This is a genomic window from Streptomyces sp. WMMC500 (assembly GCF_027497195.1).
In the GTDB taxonomy this organism is placed as follows: Bacteria; Actinomycetota; Actinomycetes; order Streptomycetales; family Streptomycetaceae; genus Streptomyces.
The window spans coordinates 2254098-2277500 of the sequence record NZ_CP114905.1 but is presented as its reverse complement, the minus strand read 5'-3'; the positions used below and the strand labels follow the sequence as shown (position 1 = coordinate 2277500).

The window sequence follows — 23403 nt, the reverse complement described above, 5'->3', positions numbered from 1 at the left end:
CGTGTCTGTTTCTCTTATGGGTTGTTGTTTGAGAACTGCACAGTGGACGCGAGCATCTGTGGCCAAGTTTTTAAGGGCGCATGGTGGATGCCTTGGCACCAGGAACCGATGAAGGACGTGGGAGGCCGCGATAGGCCCCGGGGAGCTGTCAACCGAGCTGTGATCCGGGGGTGTCCGAATGGGGAAACCCGGCAGTCGTCATGGGCTGTCACCCGCTGCTGAATGTATAGGCGGTTGGGAGGGAACGCGGGGAAGTGAAACATCTCAGTACCCGCAGGAAGAGAAAACAACAGTGATTCCGGGAGTAGTGGCGAGCGAAACTGGATGAGGCTAAACCGTTTGTGTGTGATACCCGGCAGGGGTTGCGCAGGCGGGGTTGTGGGAGCGAACTTTCATGGTCTGCCGGCTGTGAGGTGAGTGATAAACCGTTGCGATAGGCGAAGGGCATGCGAAAGGCCCGGCGTAGAGGGTAAGACCCCCGTAGCTGAAATCGTGGCGGCTTGCTTGTTTGTTTCCCAAGTAGCACGGGGCCCGAGAAATCCCGTGTGAATCTGGCGGGACCACCCGCTAAGCCTAAATATTCCCTGGTGACCGATAGCGGATAGTACCGTGAGGGAATGGTGAAAAGTACCGCGGGAGCGGAGTGAAAGAGTACCTGAAACCGTGTGCCTACAAGCCGTGGGAGCGTCGCCGTTGTTCTTTCGGGGACTTCGGTCGTGACTGCGTGCCTTTTGAAGAATGAGCCTGCGAGTTAGCGGTGTGTAGCGAGGTTAACCCGTGTGGGGTAGCCGTAGCGAAAGCGAGTCCTAGCTGGGCGTTGAGTTGCACGCTCTAGACCCGAAGCGGGGTGATCTAGCCATGGGCAGGGTGAAGCGGCTGTAAGAGGTCGTGGAGGCCCGAACCCACCAGGGTTGAAAACCTGGGGGATGACCTGTGGTTAGGGGTGAAAGGCCAATCAAACTCCGTGATAGCTGGTTCTCCCCGAAATGCATTTAGGTGCAGCGTCGTGTGTTGCTTGCCGGAGGTAGAGCTACTGGATAGGCGATGGGCCTTACCGGGTTACTGACCTTAGCCAAACTCCGAATGCCGGTAAGTTGAGCGCGGCAGTGAGACTGCGGGGGATAAGCTCCGTGGTCGAGAGGGAAACAGCCCAGAGCATCGACTAAGGCCCCTAAGCGTATGCTAAGTGGGAAAGGATGTGGAGTCGCAGAGACAACCAGGAGGTTGGCTTAGAAGCAGCCATCCTTGAAAGAGTGCGTAATAGCTCACTGGTCAAGTGATTCCGCGCCGACAATGTAGCGGGGCTCAAGCGTACCGCCGAAGTCGTGTCACTCCAGCATGACGGCTAACGCCGGCTGGGGTGGGTAGGGGAGCGTCGTGTGCCGGGTGAAGCATCCCCGTAAGGGAGGTGTGGACGGTTCGCGAGTGAGAATGCAGGCATGAGTAGCGATACACACGTGGGAAACGTGTGCGCCGATTGACTAAGGGTTCCTGGGTCAAGTTGATCTGCCCAGGGTAAGTCGGGGCCTAAGGCGAGGCCGACAGGCGTAGTCGATGGATAACCGGTTGATATTCCGGTACCCGCTGTGAGGCGCCAAACATCGAATCAGGTGATGCTAAGCCCGTGAAGCCCCCTTGTTGATCCTTCGGGTGATACAAGGTGTGGTGGAGCCGGTGATCCGAGCTTGTAGTAGGTGAGTGATGGGGTGACGCAGGAAGGTAGTCCAGCCCGGGCGGTGGTTGTCCCGGGGTAAGGGTGTGGCCTGGGAGGCAGGTAAATCCGTCTCCCGTGAAGGGTGAGACCTGATGCCGAGCCGATTGTGGTGAAGTGGATGATCCTATGCTGTCGAGAAAAGCCTCTAGCGATGTTTCATGGCGGCCCGTACCCTAAACCGACTCAGGTGGTCAGGTAGAGTATACCGAGGCGTTCGGGTGAACTATGGTTAAGGAACTCGGCAAAATGCCCCCGTAACTTCGGGAGAAGGGGGGCCGCTTCCGGTGATGGCCTTTACGGCTGGAGCTGGGGGTGGCCGCAGAGACCAGCGAGAAGCGACTGTTTACTAAAAACACAGGTCCGTGCGAAGCTGTAAGGCGATGTATACGGACTGACGCCTGCCCGGTGCTGGAACGTTAAGGGGACCGGTTAGTCACCTTTCGGGGTGGCGAAGCTGAGAACTTAAGCGCCAGTAAACGGCGGTGGTAACTATAACCATCCTAAGGTAGCGAAATTCCTTGTCGGGTAAGTTCCGACCTGCACGAATGGCGTAACGACTTCTCGACTGTCTCAACCATAGGCCCGGTGAAATTGCATTACGAGTAAAGATGCTCGTTTCGCGCAGCAGGACGGAAAGACCCCGGGACCTTTACTACAGCTTGATATTGGTGTTCGGTTCGGCTTGTGTAGGATAGGTGGGAGACTGTGAAGCGGCCACGCCAGTGGTTGTGGAGTCGTCGTTGAAATACCACTCTGGTCGTGTTGGATGTCTAACCTGGGTCCGTGATCCGGATCGGGGACAGTGTCTGGTGGGTAGTTTAACTGGGGCGGTTGCCTCCTAAAGGGTAACGGAGGCGCCCAAAGGTTCCCTCAGCCTGGTTGGTCATCAGGTGGTGAGTGTAAGTGCACAAGGGAGCTTGACTGCGAGACTGACGGGTCGAGCAGGTGCGAAAGCAGGGACTAGTGATCCGGCGGTGGCTTGTGGGAGCGCCGTCGCTCAACGGATAAAAGGTACCCCGGGGATAACAGGCTGATCTTCCCCAAGAGTCCATATCGACGGGATGGTTTGGCACCTCGATGTCGGCTCGTCGCATCCTGGGGCTGGAGTCGGTCCCAAGGGTTGGGCTGTTCGCCCATTAAAGCGGCACGCGAGCTGGGTTTAGAACGTCGTGAGACAGTTCGGTCCCTATCCGCTGCGCGCGTAGGAGTCTTGAGAAGGGCTGTCCCTAGTACGAGAGGACCGGGACGGACGGACCTCTGGTGTGCCAGTTGTTCTGCCAAGGGCATGGCTGGTTGGCTACGTTCGGGAGGGATAACCGCTGAAAGCATCTAAGCGGGAAGCCTGCTTCGAGATGAGGACTCCCACCCCCTTTGAGGGGTTAAGGCCCCCTGTAGACGACGGGGTTGATAGGCCGGATCTGGAAGCCCTGTGAGGGGTGGAGGTGACCGGTACTAATAGGCCGAGGGCTTGTCCATAGCTGCTTGCGTCCACTGTGTAGGTTCTGAGACAACAACCCGCCTTTTCAGGCTGCTTGTGTGTTTCATAGTGTTTCGGTGGTCATAGCGTTGGGGAAACGCCCGGTCTCATTCCGAACCCGGAAGCTAAGCCCGACCGCGCCGATGGTACTGCATGGGGGACCGTGTGGGAGAGTAGGTCACCGCCGAACAACTTTTATGGGTCAACCCCCGGACAGCGTCCGGGGGTTGAGTCATTTCCAGAACTTCTGAGCCCTGCGGTCCTACTCCCCGTTGCCGTTCATCTGACCCGGCACGCGCATCGTCAGGATCGCCAGGTCGTCCGACGCCGGCTCCGCCGCGAAGCGTTCCACCGTGCGCAGCACCCGCGCCGCCACGGCGCCCGCCGTGAGGCCCGTACACGTGGTGAGCACGTCGACCAGGCCCTCGTCGCCGAGCATGCGCGTGCCCTCGCGGCGTTCCGTGACGCCGTCCGTGACGCACAGGAGGACGTCGCCCGGGTCGAGGACGAGTTCTTCGCTGTGGAGTTCCAGGTCTTCCAGGACGCCCAGCAACGGCTGGGACTCCGTGGCCTGTTCCACCGTGCCGTCGGGGCGCAGGCGGAGCGGGGGCGGATGGCCGGCGCACACGGTCTTGAGGACGGCGCTGCCGTCCGGCTGGGGCCAGAGTTCGCCGTAGAGAAGGGTCAGGAAGCGGCCGCGGGCGCCTTCGTCGAGGATGGCGGCGTTGAGGCGCTCCAGGACCGCCGGGCCGCCGAAGCCCTCGCGGGCCAGCAGGCGCAGGGCGGTCCGGGCCAGGCCCGTGACGGCGGCGGCTTCCGGGCCCGTGCCGCAGACGTCTCCGATGGCGAAGCCGTAGGTGCCGTCCCGGATCTCGAAGAGGTCGTAGAAGTCGCCGCCCACCTCGTTGCCTTCGCCCGCGGGGCGGTAGATGACCTCGACCTCGACGCCGGGGATGTCCGGCAGGCCCGGGGGCAGGAGGCTGCGCTGCAGGGACTGGCTGATGGTGGTGCGCTCGGAGTAGAGGCGCGCGTTGTCGAGTGCGAGGGCCGCTCGGCGGGAGAGGTCTTCGGCGAGTTCGAGGATCTCCTGGCGGAAGTGTTCGTCGGTCGGCTTGCCCAGCACCAGCATGCCGATGACGCGGTTGCGGGCGACGAGCGGCAGCACAACGGTTTCGCCACCGACGGTGGCCGCCGTGGCCAGAGACGTCTCGGCGTCCTCGGCGAGGGACGTGTTGCCCGCGATGCTCAGGCTCAGGAACGAGGTGCGCATCGCCAGGGTGTGGGCCGCGTCGCCCGGGCCGCGCCACAGGCGGGCGCCGGGGACGAGGACCGCGTCCGGCGGATCGATGCGGGAGAGCAGGGCGCGCAGGTCGTCGATGCGCTCCTCGTCCTCGTGCAGGACGTAGCTGAGTTCCGGCTCGGCCTGCTCGGGGAGGGTGTACACGGCACACCAACTGGCCAGCGTGGGGACGATCATCTGGGCCATGAGGGCCAGCGTCTGGTCCCGGTCGAGGGTGCCGGCGAGCAGGTCGGAGGCTTCGACGAGGAAGGACAGGGAGCCGCGGCGCAGCCGTTCCAGCTCGCCGAGGCGGGCGGACTCGACGGCGAGCGCGATGCGGTCGGCGGCGAACTGGAGCCGGAGCGCTTCCTCGTTGGTGTAGCGGCCGGCCACCTCCGCGGCGACGCCGAGGGAGCCGGTGAGGCGGCCTTCGACCTTCAGCGGTACGGAGACGACGGAGCGCATACCGGTGGCGGCGAGCAGGGGTACGGCGTCGGGGTCGGCCATGAGGTCTTCGTGCACGGACGGGAGGCGGGCGGAGCCGTAGCGCCCGGTGCCGGTCTCGACGGGGACGCGGGCGAACCGCTGGCGGGCGGAGGGCAGTCCGGTGGAGGCGCGTACCTCCAGTTCGGTCTCGTCGTCGGTGGCGAGCAGCAGGTACGCGGCGTCGCCGGCGAGCATGTCGCGGGCGCGCTCCACGGTGCGCTGGAGGAGTCCGTCGAGGTCGTCGGGGGAGGGGGTGCCGATGAACGCCTCGAAGGAGTCGCCGCCGGGGAAGGCGCCGGTGCGGCCTTCGGTGCCGTGGCCGTCGCCGGCGGGGGCGCGCAGCGGGCTCTGCAGGACGGCGCGTTCGCGGTCGCGGACCATGAGGCAGATCGTGGACGGGTCGCCGGCGGAGTTGCGCAGCCGCATGTGTGAGGCGTAGACGGGGGTGACGCGCCCGTCGTTGCAGCGGATGCCGTACGAGCCCTCCCAGCGGGAGAGCTGGAGCGCCTCGACGAGGCCGGTGCCGGTGCCGGGGGTGTGCGGCCAGGCGGCGAGGTCGCCGAGGGGTTTGCCGATGACCTTCTCCGGTTCGTAGCCGAAGAGGTCGCGGGCGTCGTCGTTCCACTCGCTGACGAGGCCGCCGCGGTCGATGCGGACGACGGCGACGCGGATGTGCTCCTCGGCCAGCGGCAGCTCGTCGACGGGCAGTGCGGGGCCGGCGGCGCGGGTGCCGGCGGGCGGCTCGGTGACGGTGAGCTGGAACCAGACGCGCTTGTGCTCGGCGGTGTAGTCGACGCCCCAGCGGCTGGCGAGGGCGGCGCAGAGCATCAGGCCGCGGCCGCCTTCGCGGTCGAGGGGTGTGGGCTGCAGCGCGGGACTGTGCAGCGGCAACTCGCGCTCGGCGTGCCGGTCGGCGACCTCGACCCGTACCGCGTCGACCATCCGGACACAAAGGACGTCTACGGCCGTACCGGCATGAATTATGGCGTTCGTCACAAGTTCACTGGTCAGTACGACGGCGTCGTCTGTAGCCTCGGGGTAGCCCCAGCCCTGGAGGGTGTCGCGGACGAAGGTCCTGGCCGCGGCGACGGAGCGCCCGACCGGCTCGAAGGTGGCCGCAGCCCGCGCGGTGGTCACCAGCTCTCCTCTCGATGTGCCACTCTCCCGGCTGAAGGGATGGACGGCGGATGCCAGGGTACTTACCTTCACCCTGCGGACAGATGCCGGATCCTTCTCTTAACACTCGGAAAGTGCGCCTTAGCCGCCGAACTGTTATGGCCTGCCAGGGCCGGGGTGAAACACTGGGAGGGCTTCGGAGGGAGCCCGAGGCGAACTCGACCCTGCGGGAGGGACACAGTGGAGGCTGACGCGAGCGCGCCGGACGTGAGTCCGCGCACGAAGGGCGGGCGCTCCCGGACGCCCTCCGGGACGACACAGGTCGACACGGCCTCGCTCTACCGCCTGCTGGGCGCGCTGGAGTCCATGCGCGACGGCAACTTCCGCAAGCGTCTGCGGGTCGGCGGCGACGGCGTGATGTCCGAGATCGCCGAGGTCTTCAACGAGGTTGCGGAGCGTAATCTGCACGTCACCGGCGAGCTGTCGCGGGTGCGGCGCATGGTCGGCCGGGAGGGCAAGCTCGCCGAGCGGCTGTCGGCCGGGCCCTGCGAGGGGTCGTGGGCGGCGGCGGTCGATGCGTCGAACGCACTGGTCGACGATCTCGTGCGCCCCCTGGCCGACGTCGGCAGGGTGCTGACGGCGGTGGCGGACGGCGATCTGCAGCAGCGCATGGACCTGCGGCCGCAGGGCCATGACGGCGCCCCGCACCCGCTGCGGGGCGAAGTGCTGAAGATGGGCCGTACGGTCAACGGGCTGGTGGACCAGCTCTCCGTGTTCACGGACGAGGTGACCCGCGTCGCCAGCGAGGTCGGCACCGAGGGCAAGCTCGGCGGCCAGGCGAAGGTCCGCGGGATGTCCGGGTCCTGGAAGGACCTCACGGACTCCGTGAACACCATGGCGTACCGGCTGACGGCCCAGGTGCGCGACATCGCCCTGGTGACCACGGCGGTCGCCAAGGGCGACCTGTCGCGCAAGGTGACCGTGCACGTCGACGGCGAGATGCTGGAGCTCAAGAACACCGTCAACACGATGGTCGACCAGCTCTCCGCGTTCTCCTCCGAGGTGACCCGCGTGGCCCGTGAGGTGGGCACCGAGGGCGAGCTGGGCGGGCAGGCGCAGGTCGAGGGCGTCGGCGGGGTGTGGAAGGACCTCACGGACAGCGTGAACCTGATGGCGGGCAACCTGACCGCCCAGGTGCGCGGCATCGCCCAGGTCACCACCGCGGTCGCCAACGGCGACCTGTCGCAGAAGGTGACCGTCAGCGCACGCGGCGAGGTCGCCCAGCTCGCGGACACGATCAACACCATGACCGAGACGCTGCGCACCTTCGCGGGCGAGGTCACGCGCGTGGCCAGCGAGGTCGGCGCCGAGGGGCGGCTCGGCGGGCAGGCGCAGGTGCCGGGTGCGGCGGGGATCTGGAAGGACCTCACCGACTCGGTGAACACCGCCTTCTCCAACCTGACCCGGCAGGTGCGCGAGTTCGCGCAGGTGACGACGGCGGTGGCCAACGGCGATCTGTCGCAGAAGGTCACGGTGGACGTCTCCGGCGAGATGCTGGAGCTGAAGAACACCGTCAACACCATGGTCGACCAGTTGTCGTCCTTCGGCGCCGAGGTCACACGGGTGGCCCGCGAGGTCGGCGTGGAGGGCGAGCTCGGCGGGCAGGCCCAGGTCTCCGGTGCCGCGGGCACGTGGAAGGACCTGGTCGACTCGGTCAACACGGCCTTCCGCAACCTGACCGGTCAGGTCCGCAACATCGCGCAGGTGACGACGGCGGTCGCGAACGGCGATCTGTCGCAGAAGGTCACGGTGGACGTCTCCGGCGAGATGCTGGAGCTGAAGAACACCGTGAACACGATGGTGGACCAGTTGTCCTCCTTCGCCGACCAGGTCACGCGGATGGCGCGGGACGTGGGCACCGAGGGCCGCCTCGGCGGCCAGGCGCGTGTCGAGGGGGTCTCGGGCACGTGGAAGGACCTCACCGACTCCGTCAACTTCATGGCGAGCAACCTGACCGGTCAGGTCCGCAACATCGCCCAGGTGACGACGGCCGTGGCGCGCGGTGACCTGTCGCAGAAGATCGAGGTCGACGCCCGCGGGGAGATCCTGGAGCTGAAGAACACCATCAACACGATGGTCGACCAGCTCTCGTCGTTCGCCGAGCAGGTCACGCGGGTGGCGCGCGAGGTCGGTACGGAGGGCAGGCTCGGCGGGCAGGCCCGGGTGCAGGGCGTCGCCGGCGTCTGGCGGGACCTGACGGACTCCGTCAACTTCATGGCCGGCAACCTGACGGGCCAGGTCCGCAACATCGCGCAGGTCGCGACGGCGGTCGCGCGCGGTGACCTGTCGCAGAAGATCGACGTGGACGCCCGCGGGGAGATCCTGGAGCTGAAGAACACCCTCAACACGATGGTCGACCAGCTCTCGTCCTTCGCGGACCAGGTCACGCGGGTCGCCAGCGAGGTCGGCACCGACGGGAAGCTCGGCGGCCAGGCGGAGGTCCAGGGCGTCTCCGGTACGTGGAAGGACCTCACCCAGTCCGTCAACTCGATGGCGAACAACCTGACGTCGCAGGTGCGCAGCATCGCCGAGGTCACCACCGCGGTGGCCCGCGGCGACCTGTCCAAGAAGATCACCGTCGACGCGCAGGGCGAGATCCTCGAACTCGTGACGACGGTGAACACGATGGTCGACCAACTGTCGTCGTTCGCCGAGCAGGTCACGCGGGTGGCGCGCGAGGTGGGCACGGAGGGCCAGCTCGGCGGCCAGGCGCGGGTGCGCGGGGTCTCGGGCATCTGGAAGGACCTCACCGACAACGTGAACCAGATGGCGGTCAACCTGACCAGCCAGGTGCGCAACATCTCCCAGGTCGCCACCGCCGTCGCCAACGGCGACCTGACCCGTACGGTCACGGTCGAGGCCCGCGGCGAGGTCCAGCAGCTCGCCGCCACCGTCAACACCATGGTCAAGACGCTGTCGTCGTTCGCGGCCGAGGTCACCCGCGTCGCCCGGGAGGTCGGCACGGACGGCCGGCTCGGCGGCCAGGCCCGCGTGCCCGGCGTCTCGGGTACGTGGAAGGACCTCACCGAGTCCGTGAACTCGATGGCGTCCAACCTCACCAACCAGGTGCGCAACATCGCCATGGTGACCACCGCCGTGGCCAGCGGCGACCTGTCGAAGAAGATCGACGTGGCCGCGCAGGGCGAGATCCTGGAGCTCAAGACCACGATCAACACGATGGTCGACCAGCTCTCGTCCTTCGGCGACGAGGTCACCCGGGTCTCCCGCGAGGTGGGCACCGAGGGCCGCCTCGGCGGGCAGGCGCGGGTGCGCGGGGTCTCCGGGATCTGGAAGGACCTCACGGAGTCCGTCAACCTGATGGCGAACAACCTGACCAGCCAGGTGCGGCAGATCGCCCAGGTGGCCACCGCGGTGACCCGGGGCGACCTCAACCTCAAGATCGACGTGGACGCCTACGGCGAGATGATGGAGCTGCAGGACCACATCAACACGATGATCGTGAAGCTCCGCGAGACGACCATCGCCAACAAGGAACAGGACTGGCTCAAGGGCAACCTCGCCCGCATCTCCGGCCTGCTGCAGGGCCGGCGCGACCTCGCCGACGTGGCGCGGCTCATCATGAGCGAGCTGACGCCGGTGGTCGCCGCGCAGCACGGCGCGTTCTTCCTCGTGCAGCGCTCCGGCGCCGAGGCCGTCGTCGAGATCGGCGCGGCCAGCGGGGACGACGCGTACGAGCTGCGCATGATCGACTCGTACGGGCACTCCGGGAACGAACTGCCGCACATCCTGCGGCCCGGCGAGACCCTGGTGGGCACCGCCGCGCAGGAGCGGCGCCCGATCGTCGTCGAGAACGTCCCCAAGGGTTATCTGAAGATCGCCTCGGGACTCGGCCAGGCGCCGCCGGCGCACGTCATCGTGCTCCCGCTCATCTTCGAGGGCCGGGTGCTGGGTGTGGTGGAGCTGGCGTCGTTCCAGCCGTTCACCCAGATCCAGAAGGACTTCCTGGGCCAGATCGCCGAGGTCATCGCCACCAGCGTCAACACCATCAGCGTCAACTCCAAGACCGAGGTGCTGCTCAGCCAGTCCCAGGAGCTGGCGGCGCAGTTGCGCGACCGGCAGGGCGAGCTGGAGGTGCGGCAGAAGGCGCTGCAGGAGTCGAACGCGGAGCTGGAGGAGAAGGCGGAGCTGCTGGCCCGGCAGAACCGCGACATCGAGATCAAGAGCAGCGAGCTGGAAGAGGCCAAGCAGGGCCTGGAGGAAAGGGCCGAGCAGCTCGCCGTCTCGATGCGGTACAAGTCCGAGTTCCTGGCGAACATGTCGCACGAGCTGCGCACGCCGCTGAACTCGCTGCTGATCCTGGCGAAGCTGCTCGCCGACAACGGCGACGGGAACCTGACGCCGAAGCAGGTGGAGTTCTCCGAGACGATCCACGGCGCGGGCTCCGACCTGCTGCAGTTGATCAACGACATCCTCGACCTGTCGAAGGTCGAGGCGGGCAAGATGGACGTGAGTCCCACCCGGATCGCGCTGGTGCAGCTCGTCGACTACGTGGAGGCGACGTTCCGGCCGCTGACGGCGGAGAAGGGGCTCGACTTCTCCGTACGGGTCTCGCCCGACCCGCCGGCGACGCTCAGCACCGACCAGCAGCGGCTGCTGCAGGTGCTGCGCAACCTGCTGTCGAACGCGGTGAAGTTCACCGACAGCGGTGCGGTCGAACTGCTGATCCGCACCGCGCGGGACGACGTGCCGCAGGCCATCAAGGAACAACTGCTGGAGCAGGGGGCGCTGCGCGACCCGGACGCCGAGCTGATCGCGTTCTCGGTGACCGACACGGGGATCGGCATCCCGTCGAACAAGATGGGTGTGATCTTCGAGGCGTTCAAGCAGGCCGACGGCACGACCAGCCGCAAGTACGGCGGCACGGGGCTGGGACTGTCGATCAGCCGGGAGATCGCCCGGCTGCTGGGCGGCGAGATCCACGTCGACAGCGAGCCGGGCCGCGGCTCGACGTTCACGCTGTACCTGCCGCTGCACCCGGCGGAGCTGCCCGCCCCCGGGCTCCCGGGCACGGGGACCGCCGTCGCCGGGGCGCTCGCGGCGGGCCTGGAGCAGGCCGAGGCGGCGCAGGCAGCCGGCGCCGCCGACGTCGAGGCGCCGCCTTCGGGACGTACGAGGAAGTCCCCTGACGGGCGCTCAGGGCCCGCGGGGCAGCTCGACGGGCCGGTGGCCGACGGGGGCCCTGGGGACGCCTCAGCGGCGCCTGAAGGCGCTTCGGGTGCCCTCTCCGCGGACGGCGGCGGGCTGGAGAGGGCGGTGCCGCAGCGGTCGGCGTCGCCGCGCTTCCAGGGCACGTTCCGCGGCGAGAAGGTGCTCATCGTCGACGACGACATCCGCAACGTCTTCGCGCTGACCAGCGTGCTGGAGCAGCACGGGCTCGCGGTGCTGTACGCCGAGAACGGCCGCGAGGGCATCGAGGTGCTGGAGCAGCACGAGGACGTGGCCGTGGTGCTGATGGACATCATGATGCCGGAGATGGACGGCTACGCCACGACGGAGGCGATCCGCCGGATGCCGCAGTTCGCCGGGCTGCCGATCATCGCGCTGACGGCGAAGGCGATGAAGGGCGACAAGGAGAAGAGCATCGAAGCGGGCGCATCGGACTATGTCACCAAACCTGTGGATACCGACCGATTGCTCATGGTTATGACCGGCTGGATGAGCGGAGAGTAGTCAAATCGCCGTGAAATCATGCTCTTTGATGACTCAGTGTGTCCAAATGCGTGTGAGAACCCGGGATTCCGGGAACCAAACTGATCGCAGGCGCGTTGTCGCGGTGTGCGCAGTGACAACTCGGTGACAGGGTGTGGCGAGTCTCGGGGTGTGGATACGATGACCGGCACGAGGGCGGGCGGCACGCTGGGCGCGTCTTTGGCGACGAGGACCGGCACACCGCCGGGGCGAGGAGGGCAGGCCATGGTGCAGAAGGCCAAGATTCTCCTGGTCGATGACCGGCCGGAGAATCTGCTGGCGCTGGAGGCCATCCTTTCCGCGCTGGATCAGCACCTGGTCCGGGCGTCGTCCGGGGAGGAGGCGCTCAAGGCGCTGCTGACCGAGGACTTCGCGGTGATCCTGCTCGACGTGCAGATGCCGGGCATGGACGGGTTCGAGACCGCGGCGCACATCAAGCGCCGCGAGCGCACCCGCGACATTCCGATCATCTTCCTCACGGCCATCAACCACGGTCCGCACCACACGTTCCGCGGCTACGCCGCGGGAGCCGTCGACTACATCTCCAAGCCCTTCGACCCCTGGGTGCTGCGGGCGAAGGTCTCGGTGTTCGTCGAGCTGTACATGAAGAACCTGCAGTTGCGCGAGCAGGCCGGCCTGCTGCGGCTGCAGCTCGAAGGCGCCCAGAAGGGCAACGGCGACGGGGCCGCCCAGACCGGGCTGCTCGCCGAGCTCTCCGCCCGGCTCGCGGCGGCCGAGGAGCAGGCAGAGGCGCTGTCGAAGCAGCTCAGCGGGGCGAACGCGGAGTCCGCGGTCGTCGCCACCGCCGCGCACCTGGAGCGGAAACTCACCGGGCTGCGCAAGGCGATCGACGCCCTGGAGCCGGGCTCCCGCCCCGACACGGAGTAGCCGGCCCGGGCGGCGAGGGCTCGGCCGGCCCCGCATGCGCGGGGAGTGCGCACCTGCACGTCCTGCGTGTCCCGCGCGTGCGCTGCCGGTAATCTCGCACACATGGCCTCACGTACCTCTGGCAGCGGCAACTCCCGGCAGCGGTCCGGAGGTAGCACGGCCAAAAAGCCCGCGGCGAAGAAGGCGCCCGCGAAGAAGGCGGCGGGCAAGAAGCCGCCGCCGAAGAAGGGCGCCGCGGCCAAGAAGGCCCCGGCCAAGAAGCCCGCCCCCTCGCCCACCGCCGGCGTGCTGCACCTGCTGCGCGCGGTCTGGCTCGGCCTCGCCCGCACCGTCGGCGCCCTCTTCCGCGGCATAGGGCGCGGCGCCAGGGGACTCGACCCCGCCCACCGCAAGGACGGCCTCGCCCTGCTGCTGCTCGGCATCGCCCTGATCGTCGCGGCCGGCACCTGGTCGAACCTCCAGGGACCGGTGGGCGAGCTGGTCGAGATCCTGGTCACCGGCGCCTTCGGCCGCCTCGACCTGCTCGTGCCGATCCTGCTCGCCACCATCGCCGTACGCCTCATCCGCCACCCCGAGAAGACCGAGGCCAACGGCCGCATCGTCATCGGCCTGTCCGCCCTGGTCATCGGCGTGCTCGGGCTCGTGCACCTGGCCTGCGGCACCCCGGGGCGCGGCGAGGGCACGCAGACCATCAGGGACTCCGGCGGGTTCGTCGGCTGGGCGGTGAGCCGGCCGCTGGTCAGCACCCTCGGCGACGTGCTCGCGCTGCCGCTGCTGGTGCTGCTGACCGTCTTCGGGCTGCTCGTCGTCACCGCGACGCCGGTCGCCAGGATCCCGGACCGGATCCACGCCGCCGGGGTGCGGCTCGGCCTCGTACAGCCGCGGCCCGATCCGGCGGCGGTGGCCAAGGCGGAGGACTTCGACGACGACTGGCGCGACGGCCTGGTGCGTACGGACGAGGACGAGGAGGACGGGGCCGGGGAGCCCGCGCCGCCGCCGCGGCGCCGCCGGACCCGCAAGGCGGCACCCGCCGCCCCGCGCCGCCCCGCGGCGGACCGCGACTACGCCGGCATGGACCCCATCGACGCGGCCGCCGCCGCCGCCACCGACCTCGACGGCGCCGTGCTGCACGGCGTCCAGCCCTCCCCGCTGCTCGCCGACCTCACCCACGGCGTCGCCGAGCGCACCGGTGGCGTACCGGCGGCGCGCGAGGAGTCGGGCGGGCAGGAGTCCGTACGCTCCGAGAGCCCGCGGGAGAACTCGGTCCCCGACCTCACCAAGCAGGCCGCCGAGCCCGACCCCGCCGCCCTGCCGCCGCGCGCCGAACAGCTCCAGCTCTCCGGCGACATCACCTACGCGCTGCCGTCCCTCGACATCCTGGAGCGCGGCGGCCCCGGCCGTACGCGCAGCGCCGCCAACGACGCCGTCGTCGCCTCCCTCACCCAGGTCTTCACCGAGTTCAAGGTCGACGCCGCCGTCACCGGCTTCACCCGCGGCCCGACGGTCACGCGCTACGAGGTGGAGCTCGGCCCGGCCGTGAAGGTCGAGCGGATCACGGCGCTGACGAAGAACATCGCCTACGCCGTCGCCAGCCCCGACGTGCGCATCATCAGCCCCATCCCCGGCAAGTCCGCCGTCGGCATCGAAATCCCCAACAGCGACCGCGAGATGGTCAAGCTCGGCGACGTGCTGCGCTCCGCGGAGGCGGCCGGCGAGGACCACCCGATGCTCGTCGGCCTCGGCAAGGACGTCGAGGGCGGCTACGTCTCGGCGAACCTCGCCAAGATGCCGCACATCCTCATCGCCGGCGCCACCGGCTCCGGCAAGTCCTCCTGCATCAACTGCCTGATCACCTCGGTCATGGCGCGGGCCACGCCGGAGGACGTGCGGATGGTGCTGGTCGACCCCAAGCGGGTGGAGCTGACCGCGTACGAGGGCATCCCGCACCTGATCACCCCGATCATCACCAACCCCAAGCGGGCCGCGGAAGCCCTGCAGTGGGTGGTCCGCGAGATGGACCTGCGCTACGACGACCTCGCCGCCTACGGCTACCGCCACATCGACGACTTCAACGCCGCCGTCCGCTCCGGCAAGGCCACCGCGCCGCCCGGCAGCGAACGGGACCTGGCCCCGTACCCGTACCTGCTGGTGATCGTCGACGAGCTGGCGGACCTCATGATGGTCGCGCCGCGGGACGTCGAGGACGCGATCGTACGGATCACGCAGCTCGCCCGCGCCGCGGGCATCCACCTGGTGCTCGCCACCCAGCGCCCGAGCGTCGACGTCGTCACCGGGCTGATCAAGGCGAACGTGCCCTCCCGGCTGGCCTTCGCCACCTCCTCCCTCGCCGACAGCCGCGTCATCCTCGACCAGGCCGGCGCCGAGAAGCTGATCGGCAAGGGGGACGGGCTGTTCCTGCCGATGGGCGCCAACAAGCCGGTCCGGCTGCAGGGCGCGTACGTCGAGGAGGACGAGGTCGCCGCGGTCGTGCAGCACTGCAAGGACCAGATGGCGCCGGTCTTCCGCGAGGACGTCGTGGTCGGCGGGGCGAAGAAGAAGGAGATCGACGAGGAGATCGGCGACGACCTCGATCTGCTGTGCCAGGCGGCCGAGCTGGTGGTCTCCACGCAGTTCGGCTCCACGTCGATGCTCCAGCGCAAGCTGCGGGTCGGGTTCGCCAAGGCGGGCCGGCTGATGGACCTGATGGAGTCACGCGGGATCGTCGGTCCGAGTGAGGGTTCGAAGGCGCGGGACGTACTCATCAAACCGGATGAAATGGACGGAGTGCTCGCCCAACTGCGGGGGCAGGATCAACCGTAACGGCGAGTGGGGCAACCGGTTCGGCGTCTGATGCGTCACATCAATGGGCCGGGCGGGTGATCCCGCTGTCGGGCAGTACGTCTATCCCGATGGCCCATTAAGTGTGCTCGACCGGTTGGCCGATCCTTTTACAACCCCCCTAGACTGAACACCCGGCAGGTGGCTCACCCCGAAAGGCGCCCACGTGTCCCTCGGCAACTCCCCCACAGGCGACCGCCCTTCCGTCGGTCGCGCCCTCCAGCAGGCCCGCCTTGATGCCAAGCTGTCCGTCGAACAGGTCAGCTTGTCGACGCGTGTGCGCATTCCGATCATCCATGCCATCGAACAGGACGATTTCTCTCGCTGCGGCGGCGACGTCTACGCCCGGGGGCATGTGCGAACCCTTGCGCGGGCGGTCGGTCTGGAGGCCGAGGACCTGGTCGCGCAGTACGACGCGGAGCACGGTGGCCGGCCCGTGCCCACGCCCGCCGCGCCGATGTTCGAGGCCGAGCGCATCCGCCCCGAGCCGCGCCGCCCCAACTGGACCGCCGCGATGGTCGCCGCGATCGTGGCCGTCGTCGGCTTCGTGGGGTTCACCGTCTTCAGCGGCGGTGACGAGGAGGAGCCCGACGGCTCCTCGGTGGCCGGGGAGTCGCAGGGGTCCGAGAAGCCGAAGGACCCCGACTCCGGCAAGGACGCGGCCGAGGACAAGCAGCGCCCGCAGCCCTCGGACAGCGCGGTGGCCGGGGCGCCGCCGGACAAGGTGACGCTGCGGATCGTCGCGGCGGACGGGCAGAGCTGGATCTCCGCGCAGGGCGCCGACGGGCGCGAGCTGGAGGAGGGCGTCCTCGCCCAGGGCGACTCCGTCACCGTCACCGACAGCGAGAAGATCTACGTCGTCCTCGGCAACGCCGGCGGCGTCGACCTGTTCGTGAACGGCAAGCAGATCGCGGAGGACTTCCAGCCCGGCGAGGTCGAGCGGCTGACGTACACCAAGGGCGATCCCGAGGCCGGCTGACCGGCCCGGCCGGGCGGCGGCGCGGGCCCGGCCTGCGGCGAGGCTCGCACGTCCGTACCGTCGCTCTCCCGTGCTTCGCACGGGCGTGCGGAATGCGGCTGGTCGGCGGCGGTTTGCGGGCGCGGGACGAAGTAGGCTGAGCCCATGCCTGAACGCCGCACCGTCGCCCTCGTCACGCTTGGCTGCGCCCGGAACGAGGTGGACTCCGAGGAGCTTGCGGGCCGCCTGGCGGCGGACGGCTGGGACCTCGTCACGGACGCCGCCGCCGCGGACGTCGCCGTCGTGAACACCTGCGGGTTCGTCGAAGCCGCCAAGAAGGACTCCGTCGACGCCCTGCTGGAGGCCAACGACCTCAAGGACACGGGCCGTACGCAGGCCGTCGTCGCCGTCGGCTGCATGGCGGAGCGGTACGGCAAGGAGCTGGCCGACGCGCTTCCGGAGGCGGACGGCGTCCTCGGCTTCGACGACTACGCCGACATCTCGGAGCGGCTGCAGACCATCCTCTCCGGCGGCGGCCACGCCGCGCACACCCCGCGGGACCGCCGCAAGCTGCTGCCGATCAGCCCCGCGGAGCGGCAGGACGCCGCCGCCCGCGGCGCGGCGGCGCTGCCGGGCCACGGCGACCCGGCCTCGCCGGCCGCCACCGCCCCCGCCGACACCGCCCCCGCAGAGGCGGCCCCCGCCGACACCGCCCCGGCCGACCTGCCCGCCGGGGTCGCCCCCGCCTCCGGGCCCCGGCCGCCGCTGCGCCGCCGGCTGGGCTCCGGTCCCGTCGCCTCGGTCAAGCTGGCCTCCGGCTGTGACCGCCGGTGCACGTTCTGCGCCATCCCCTCCTTCCGCGGCTCCTTCGTCTCCCGCCGCCCCGCCGACGTCCTCGGCGAGACCCGCTGGCTGGCCGGGCAGGGCGTACGGGAGATCATGCTCGTCTCCGAGAACAACACCTCGTACGGCAAGGACCTCGGTGACGTGCGGCTGCTGGAGACGCTGCTGCCCGAACTGGCCGCCGTGGACGGCATCGAGCGGATCCGGGTCAGCTATCTGCAGCCCGCCGAGATGCGCCCGGGGCTGATCGACGTCCTGACGTCGACGGAGAAGGTGGCGCCGTACTTCGACCTGTCCTTCCAGCACGCCGCCCCCGAAGTGCTGCGCGCCATGCGCCGCTTCGGGGACACCGAGCGGTTCCTGCAACTGCTGGAGGAGATCCGCTCGCGGGCACCCGAGGCGGGTGCCCGGTCGAACTTCATCGTCGGCTTCCCCGGCGAGACCGAGCGGGACGTCGAGGAGCTGGAGCGCTTCCTCACCGCCGCACGCCTGGACGCCGTGGGGATCTTCGGCTACTCCGACGAGGAGGGCACGGAGGCCGCCGGGTACGGCTCGAAGGTCGCCCCGGAGGCGGTCGCGGAGCGGCTGGCGCACATGACGCGGCTGGCGGAGGAGCTGACGGCGCAGCGGGCCGAGGAGCGGGTGGGGGAGACGGTTCTGGTCTTGGTGGACGCGGTGGAGGACGCCGGTCCGGACGCCGGTTCCGGCGCGGACGCCGGGGAGGTCGCCGGCCGCGCGGCGCACCAGGCGCCGGAGACCGACGGCGTGACGCTGCTGGCCGGCGGGAGCGCCCGGCGGGCGGCGCCGGGGGCGCTGGTCACCGCCAAGGTGGTGGCGAGCGAAGGCGTGGACCTGGTGGCCGAGCCGATAGGCGAGCCCGATCGACGGCGGCCCCGGGAGCCGGCCGAGGAGGCCGCGAGATGAGCCCCGCCCCGGCCGTCGGCCAGGCCGGTCTGTGGAACATCGCCAACGTCCTCACCATGGTGCGGCTGCTGCTCGTACCGGCGTTCGTGCTGCTCATGGCCGCCCACGGCGGCCATGACCCGGCCTGGCGCTCGTTCGCCTGGGCCGCCTTCACGATCGCCATGATCACCGACCTCTTCGACGGGGAGCTGGCCCGCCGCTACGACCTCGTCACCGACTTCGGCAAGATCGCCGACCCCATCGCCGACAAGGCGATCATGGGCGCCGCGCTGATCTGCCTGTCGGCGCTGGGCGACCTGCCCTGGTGGGTGACGATCGTGATCCTGGCGCGGGAGATCGGCATCACCCTCATGCGGTTCTGGGTGATCAGGCACGGTGTGATCCCGGCCAGCCGGGGCGGGAAGCTGAAGACCCTGGCCCAGGGGGTGGCCGTGGGCATGTACATCCTCACCCTCACCGGACCGCTCGCCACGCTGCGCTTCTGGATCATGGCCGCGGCCGTGGTCCTGACCGTGGTGACCGGCCTGGACTACGTCAAGCAGGCGATCGTGCTCCGCCGCAGGGGGCTGGCCGCCGAACGGGAGCAGAGAGTCCAGTGACCACACAGAACACCGACGGGTCCGCGGCCGGCATCCTTGCCCTGTGCGAGGAGCGGGGCGTCACCCTCGCCGTCGCCGAATCCCTCACCGGCGGCCTCCTCGCCGCCGAGATCACCGCGGTTCCCGGTGCCTCCCAGGCGTTCCGGGGCGCCGTCGTCGCGTACGCGACCGACCTCAAGCGGGACGTGCTCGGCGTCGACAGCTCACTGCTCGCCCAGCGCGGCGCCGTCGACGGCGAGGTCGCCCGGCAGATGGCCGCCGGGGTGCGCTGGCGGCTCGGCGCCGACTGGGCGGTGGCCACGACCGGGGTCGCCGGGCCGGATCCGCAGGACGGGCAGCAGCCGGGTACGGTCTTCGTCGCCGTCGCCGGTCCCGAGGGCCGCAGCGAGACGCGGTCGCTGAACCTGACGGGGTCTCGCACGGAGATCCGCGCGGCCGCCGTGGGGGAGGCACTGACGCTCCTCGGGCGCCACCTGGACGCGACGCCGAAGGGGCAAGACGGGCGGAAATACCCGGAAAATCCTGATCAGGAGGCCCCGTATTCCTCGCTTGGCGAACGGTGAAGATGACTTCCGTCGCCGCACTGTCACGGTCCGAGGCGGTACGGTGGAGCAGAGAGGATCCGGATCCGAGGTCCTAGGAGGGAGCCACGCATGATTTTGCTCCGTCGCCTGCTGGGTGACGTGCTGCGCCGGCAGCGACAGCGCCAGGGCCGGACGCTGCGCGAGGTTTCCTCGTCAGCGCGTGTCTCCCTCGGCTATTTGTCGGAGGTCGAGCGAGGCCAGAAGGAGGCCTCCTCCGAGCTGCTCAACTCGATCTGTGAGGCCCTGGACGTCCGGATGTCGGAGCTGATGCGCGAGGTGAGCGGCGAGCTCGCCCTCGCGGAGCTGGCCGAGTCCGCCGCGGCCACCGAGCCCATCCCCGCGCCTGTGCGCTCGTTCACCGTGACGTCGGTGACGGGGATGCCCGACGAGCGAGTCACCATCAAGGCCCCGAAGGAGCCCGATCCCGTGGCGGCCTGAGCGAAGAGAGCCTGGTTCGAGAGCCCGGTCCGCCGTCGGCGGAGCCGGGCTCTCGGCTTGTGCGCCCCGCCCGCGGGCCCTCCCGGGCGCTCACCCGTCCGACTGGCAGCGCGGGCACCAGTACGTCACGCGCTCGTCCGCCGTCTCGCCCTGCGCCCGCTTGCGCACCGCGGTCCCGCAGCGCAGGCACGGCCTGCCGCCGCGGCCGTAGACCCACAGCCGCCGGTCGGGCCGCCGGGAGGGCGTCGTCGTACGGGCCACGCGGTCCCGGTTCGCCTCCAGCAGCCGCTTCGCGGCGGCGACGAGCCGGCCGGGCTCGGGGAGCGCGGCGACCGGGGCGTACGGGCTGACGCCGGCGAGGAAGCACAGCTCCGACTTGTAGACGTTGCCGATCCCGGCGAGATTGCGCTGGTCGAGCAGCGCCTCACCGAGCGGGCGGGCGGGGTCGGCGAGCAGCCGGCGCTCCGCCTCCGCCGGGTCCCAGTCCGGGCCGAGCAGGTCGGGGCCGAGGTGCCCGACGACGCGGTCCTCCGCGGCGGTGCGCAGGAGTTCCAGCACCGGCAGCCGGTAGCCGACCGCGGTGCGGGCGGCGTTGCCGAGGACCGCGCGGATCTCGTGGCCAGGACCGCGCCAGCGCTCTCCGTCCGCGTACAGCATCCAGGCGCCGTCCATGCGCAGGTGCGAATGGAGCGTGAGGCCGCCCTCGACGCGGGTCATCAGGTGCTTGCCGCGCGGTACGACCTCGGTGACCTCGCGGCCGGTGAGGTCGGCCGTAGCCAGCTTGGGCACGCGCAGGTCGCAGCGGGTGAGCCGGCGGCCCGCGAGCGCCTCGTGCAGCAGGCGGGCGGTGCGCCAGACGGTGTCTCCTTCGGGCACCCGTCCATCGTGCCAGGGCGCGGGGGGTACGGGCCGGGCGTACCGGGTGGGGACAGACCCACCCCGGTCCGGGGGCTGCGGGGGCGGTGCCAGGGCTGCCGCGCGGGACACGATGGGCGGCATCATGAGGACGGAACGGGGAGGCTCCATGAGCAGGCTGCGGCCGTACGTGACCGCGCAGGGACGCGCCGTCGTGCTGGTGGCACTGGCGGTGGTGGAGGTCGCCGCGCAGGCCGTGATGCTCGGCTCACTGGTGCTCGGCTTCGGGCTCGGGCTGCTGTTCCTCTTCCCCTGGGGGGTCGCGGGCGCCCGCGCCGCCGCGAGCGCCGCCCGCGCGCTGACCGGCCGCTGGACCGGGCGGCCGATCCCCGAGCCGTACCTGCCCGCGCCGCCGCACCCGCGGCCCGGGCCCGACGGCCGCTACCGGCACCTGGGCATCAGCTACCGCAGCCCCGCCCTGCCGGAGTTCTTCGAGCGCGTCCACCGGCTGCTGTCCGACCGCGCGACCTGGCGGGACACCCTGTGGCTGGTCGCGGACCCGGTCGTCGGCCTCGCGATGGCGGCGCTGCCGCTGATCGCCGTCGGCTACGGGCTGTTCGGCATGGCGCTGCCGCTGCTGTGGGACCCGTCGTACCCCGGGGACACGCTCGCCGACTACGCGGGCGTCGAGGTCGCCTCGCAGGACACCGCCGTCGCGCTGGTGCCCGTGGGGGCGGCGTTCCTCGCGCTCGGGCTGTGGGCCGGGCCGCGGGCGCTGGCGCTGCACGCGCGCTGGACGCGGACCCTGCTGGCGCCGGCCCGGGCCTCGGAGCTGGCGCTGCAGGTCGCCGAGCTGGACGAGAAGCGCAACGCGGCCACCGACTGGCAGGCGGCGGAGGTGCGGCGCATCGAGCGGGACCTGCACGACGGGCCGCAGGCCCGGCTCGTCGCCCTCGGCATGACGGTCTCGGCGGCGGAGGAACTGGTCGACGACGACCCGGCGGCGGCGAAGGTGCTGCTGCGGCAGGCCCAGGAGTCGTCGTCCGCGGTGCTGCGGGAGCTGCGCGGACTCGTCCGCGGCATCCACCCGCCGGTGCTGGCGGAGCGGGGCCTGGGGGACGCCGTACGCGCGCTGGCGCTGGACAGCGCGCTGGACGTACGGGTCGAGGTCGACCTGCGCGGGGGACTGCCGGACCCGGTGCAGTCCGCGGCGTACTTCGCGGTGGCGGAGATCCTGGCCAACGCGGGCAAGCACGCCGGGGCGGACCGGGTGGACATCGACCTGTGGCACCGCGACGGGGTGCTGCGCGCGACGGTCACCGACGACGGTCGCGGGGGCGCGGTGCCGACGGCGGGGGGCGGGCTGCGGGGCGTGGAGCGGCGGCTCAGGCCGTTCGACGGGGTGCTGGCGGTGAGCAGCCCCGAGGGCGGGCCGACGACGGTGGCGGTGGAGATCCCGTGCCCGCTGGGGGAGGAGTGCTGCGAGCCGGAGGCGGTCGGCGGGGCCGCGGGGACTGCCGCGGGAGCGCGGGGGGCGGCGGCCGGGCGCGGGGAGCTGTGGCTGACGGCTCTGGCCCCGGTACTCTGTTCCGTCGCACTGGTTCCCCAGGGGCTGGTCGCAGGGGTGCTGTTGATCTTCGGCACGGACAACAGGTCGTGGTTCCTCGCGCTGTACATGCCGGAGGCGCTGCGCTGGCCGACGGCGCTGGCGATGGTGACGCTGGGCCTCGCCGGGCTGCCGCCACTGCTGCGGCGGTGGCGCAAGGGCAGCGGGGCGCAGGGGTGTTGACGGGGGTGCGCACGGCCGCCGTCCCGGCGGCGGGCGGGGCGGAGAGGAGCGGGGCAGTGCGAGTCGTCCTGGCGGAGGACCAGTACCTGCTGCGGGACGGGCTGACGCGGCTGTTGCAGGCGTACGGCATGGAGATCTGCGCGGCGGTCGAGTCCGGCGAGGAACTGCTGGCGGCGCTGCGGGCCGAGCGGCCGGACGTCGCGGTGGTCGACATCCGGCTGCCGCCGACGTTCACGGACGAGGGCCTGCAGGCGGCGCTGACGGCCCGGCGGGAGCGGCCGGACCTGCCGGTGCTGATCCTGTCGCAGCACGTGGAGCAGTTGTACGCGCGGGAGCTGCTGGCGGACGGGCGGGGGTCGGTGGGGTACCTGCTGAAGGACCGGGTGTTCGCGGCGCGGCAGTTCGTGGACTCGGTGCGGCGGGTGGCGGAGGGCGGCACGGCGATGGACCCGGAGGTCATCGCGAAGCTGCTGGCGAGCAACGCGCGGGACGAGCCGCTGGGGCGGCTCACGCCGCGGGAGCGGGAGGTGCTGGCGGGCATGGCCGAGGGCCGCTCGAACGCGGCGATCGCGCGACAGCTCTTCCTCTCCGAGGGCGCGGTGAGCAAGTACACGACGAGCATCTTCGCGAAGCTGGACCTCGCCCCGTCGGACGACGACAACCGGCGGGTGCGTGCGGTGCTGACGTATCTGAACGGCCGGGCGGAGTAGGCACGGAGCGCCTGCGGCGGGCGCTGCGGGTGCGGTGAGACCGCGCCGGACGTTCGGGAGCGCGTGCGCGCTGCGGGGCCGGTGTCGGGCGTCGGTCCCGGCCTGACGCAGCCCCGCCAGGAGGGTGCCGGCCGCG

Annotated in this window: 12 protein-coding genes and 2 rRNA genes; 12 read left to right on the top strand and 2 right to left on the bottom strand. The window is 70.1% G+C overall.

What is annotated here, in order from left to right:
- The first annotated feature begins 60 nt into the window (after positions 1-60).
- Both O7599_RS09235 and rrf read left to right on the top strand, forming a co-directional pair.
- Positions 61-3190, top strand: a 23S ribosomal RNA gene (locus tag O7599_RS09235).
- A 74-nt stretch (positions 3191-3264) separates the two neighbouring features.
- A 5S ribosomal RNA gene (rrf, locus tag O7599_RS09230) occupies positions 3265-3381 on the top strand.
- Between the two features lie 72 nt (positions 3382-3453).
- Here the strand turns inward: rrf and O7599_RS09225 are convergent.
- Positions 3454-6093 carry a SpoIIE family protein phosphatase gene (locus tag O7599_RS09225; RefSeq protein WP_281621645.1) on the bottom strand — a complete coding sequence of 880 codons (2640 nt, stop codon included), beginning with the start codon at positions 6091-6093 and terminating at the stop codon, positions 3454-3456.
- Between the two features lie 345 nt (positions 6094-6438).
- On the opposite strand from O7599_RS09225, the gene O7599_RS09220 reads away from it, so the two are divergent.
- The 8 genes from O7599_RS09220 (at position 6439) to O7599_RS09185 (ending at position 19913) form a co-directional block, all read left to right on the top strand.
- Complete coding sequence (locus O7599_RS09220) at positions 6439-11823, top strand: HAMP domain-containing protein (RefSeq protein WP_281623322.1); 5385 nt, start codon at positions 6439-6441, stop codon at positions 11821-11823.
- A 243-nt stretch (positions 11824-12066) separates the two neighbouring features.
- Positions 12067-12729 carry a response regulator gene (locus O7599_RS09215; RefSeq protein WP_281621644.1) on the top strand — a complete coding sequence of 221 codons (663 nt, stop codon included), beginning with the start codon at positions 12067-12069 and terminating at the stop codon, positions 12727-12729.
- A gap of 102 nt (positions 12730-12831) precedes the next feature.
- Positions 12832-15549 carry a DNA translocase FtsK gene (locus O7599_RS09210; RefSeq protein ID WP_281621643.1) on the top strand — a complete coding sequence of 906 codons (2718 nt, stop codon included), beginning with the start codon at positions 12832-12834 and terminating at the stop codon, positions 15547-15549.
- Between the two features lie 184 nt (positions 15550-15733).
- Positions 15734-16546, top strand: a complete 813-nt coding sequence (locus tag O7599_RS09205) for a helix-turn-helix domain-containing protein (protein WP_281621642.1) — start codon at positions 15734-15736, stop codon at positions 16544-16546.
- A 144-nt stretch (positions 16547-16690) separates the two neighbouring features.
- Positions 16691-18292 (top strand): 30S ribosomal protein S12 methylthiotransferase RimO, encoded by a 1602-nt coding sequence (rimO, locus tag O7599_RS09200; protein ID WP_281621641.1) that lies wholly within the window; start codon positions 16691-16693, stop codon positions 18290-18292.
- The gene (gene pgsA / locus O7599_RS09195; protein ID WP_281621640.1) at positions 18289-18891 is read left to right on the top strand and encodes a CDP-diacylglycerol--glycerol-3-phosphate 3-phosphatidyltransferase; all 603 of its coding nucleotides are present in this window, start codon (positions 18289-18291) and stop codon (positions 18889-18891) included. Before rimO ends, pgsA begins: the two co-directional genes overlap by 4 nt.
- The gene (locus O7599_RS09190; protein WP_281621639.1) at positions 18888-19454 is read left to right on the top strand and encodes a CinA family protein; all 567 of its coding nucleotides are present in this window, start codon (positions 18888-18890) and stop codon (positions 19452-19454) included. The genes pgsA and O7599_RS09190 overlap by 4 nt, the downstream gene beginning before the upstream one ends.
- Before the next feature lie 90 nt (positions 19455-19544).
- On the top strand, positions 19545-19913 hold the full coding sequence (locus O7599_RS09185; RefSeq protein WP_101421126.1) for a helix-turn-helix transcriptional regulator: 369 nt from the start codon (positions 19545-19547) through the stop codon (positions 19911-19913).
- 90 nt (positions 19914-20003) lie between these two features.
- On the opposite strand, the gene O7599_RS09180 is transcribed toward O7599_RS09185, so the two are convergent.
- Positions 20004-20789 carry a DNA-formamidopyrimidine glycosylase family protein gene (locus O7599_RS09180; protein WP_281621638.1) on the bottom strand — a complete coding sequence of 262 codons (786 nt, stop codon included), beginning with the start codon at positions 20787-20789 and terminating at the stop codon, positions 20004-20006.
- 148 nt (positions 20790-20937) lie between these two features.
- Here O7599_RS09180 and O7599_RS09175 point away from each other — a divergent pair, with 148 nt between their 5' ends.
- A complete protein-coding gene (locus O7599_RS09175; RefSeq protein WP_281621637.1) occupies positions 20938-22557 on the top strand; it encodes a sensor domain-containing protein in 1620 nt (539 codons plus the stop codon).
- Between the two features lie 56 nt (positions 22558-22613).
- Complete coding sequence (locus tag O7599_RS09170) at positions 22614-23267, top strand: response regulator transcription factor (RefSeq protein ID WP_281621636.1); 654 nt, start codon at positions 22614-22616, stop codon at positions 23265-23267.
- Positions 23268-23403: the final 136 nt, after the last annotated feature.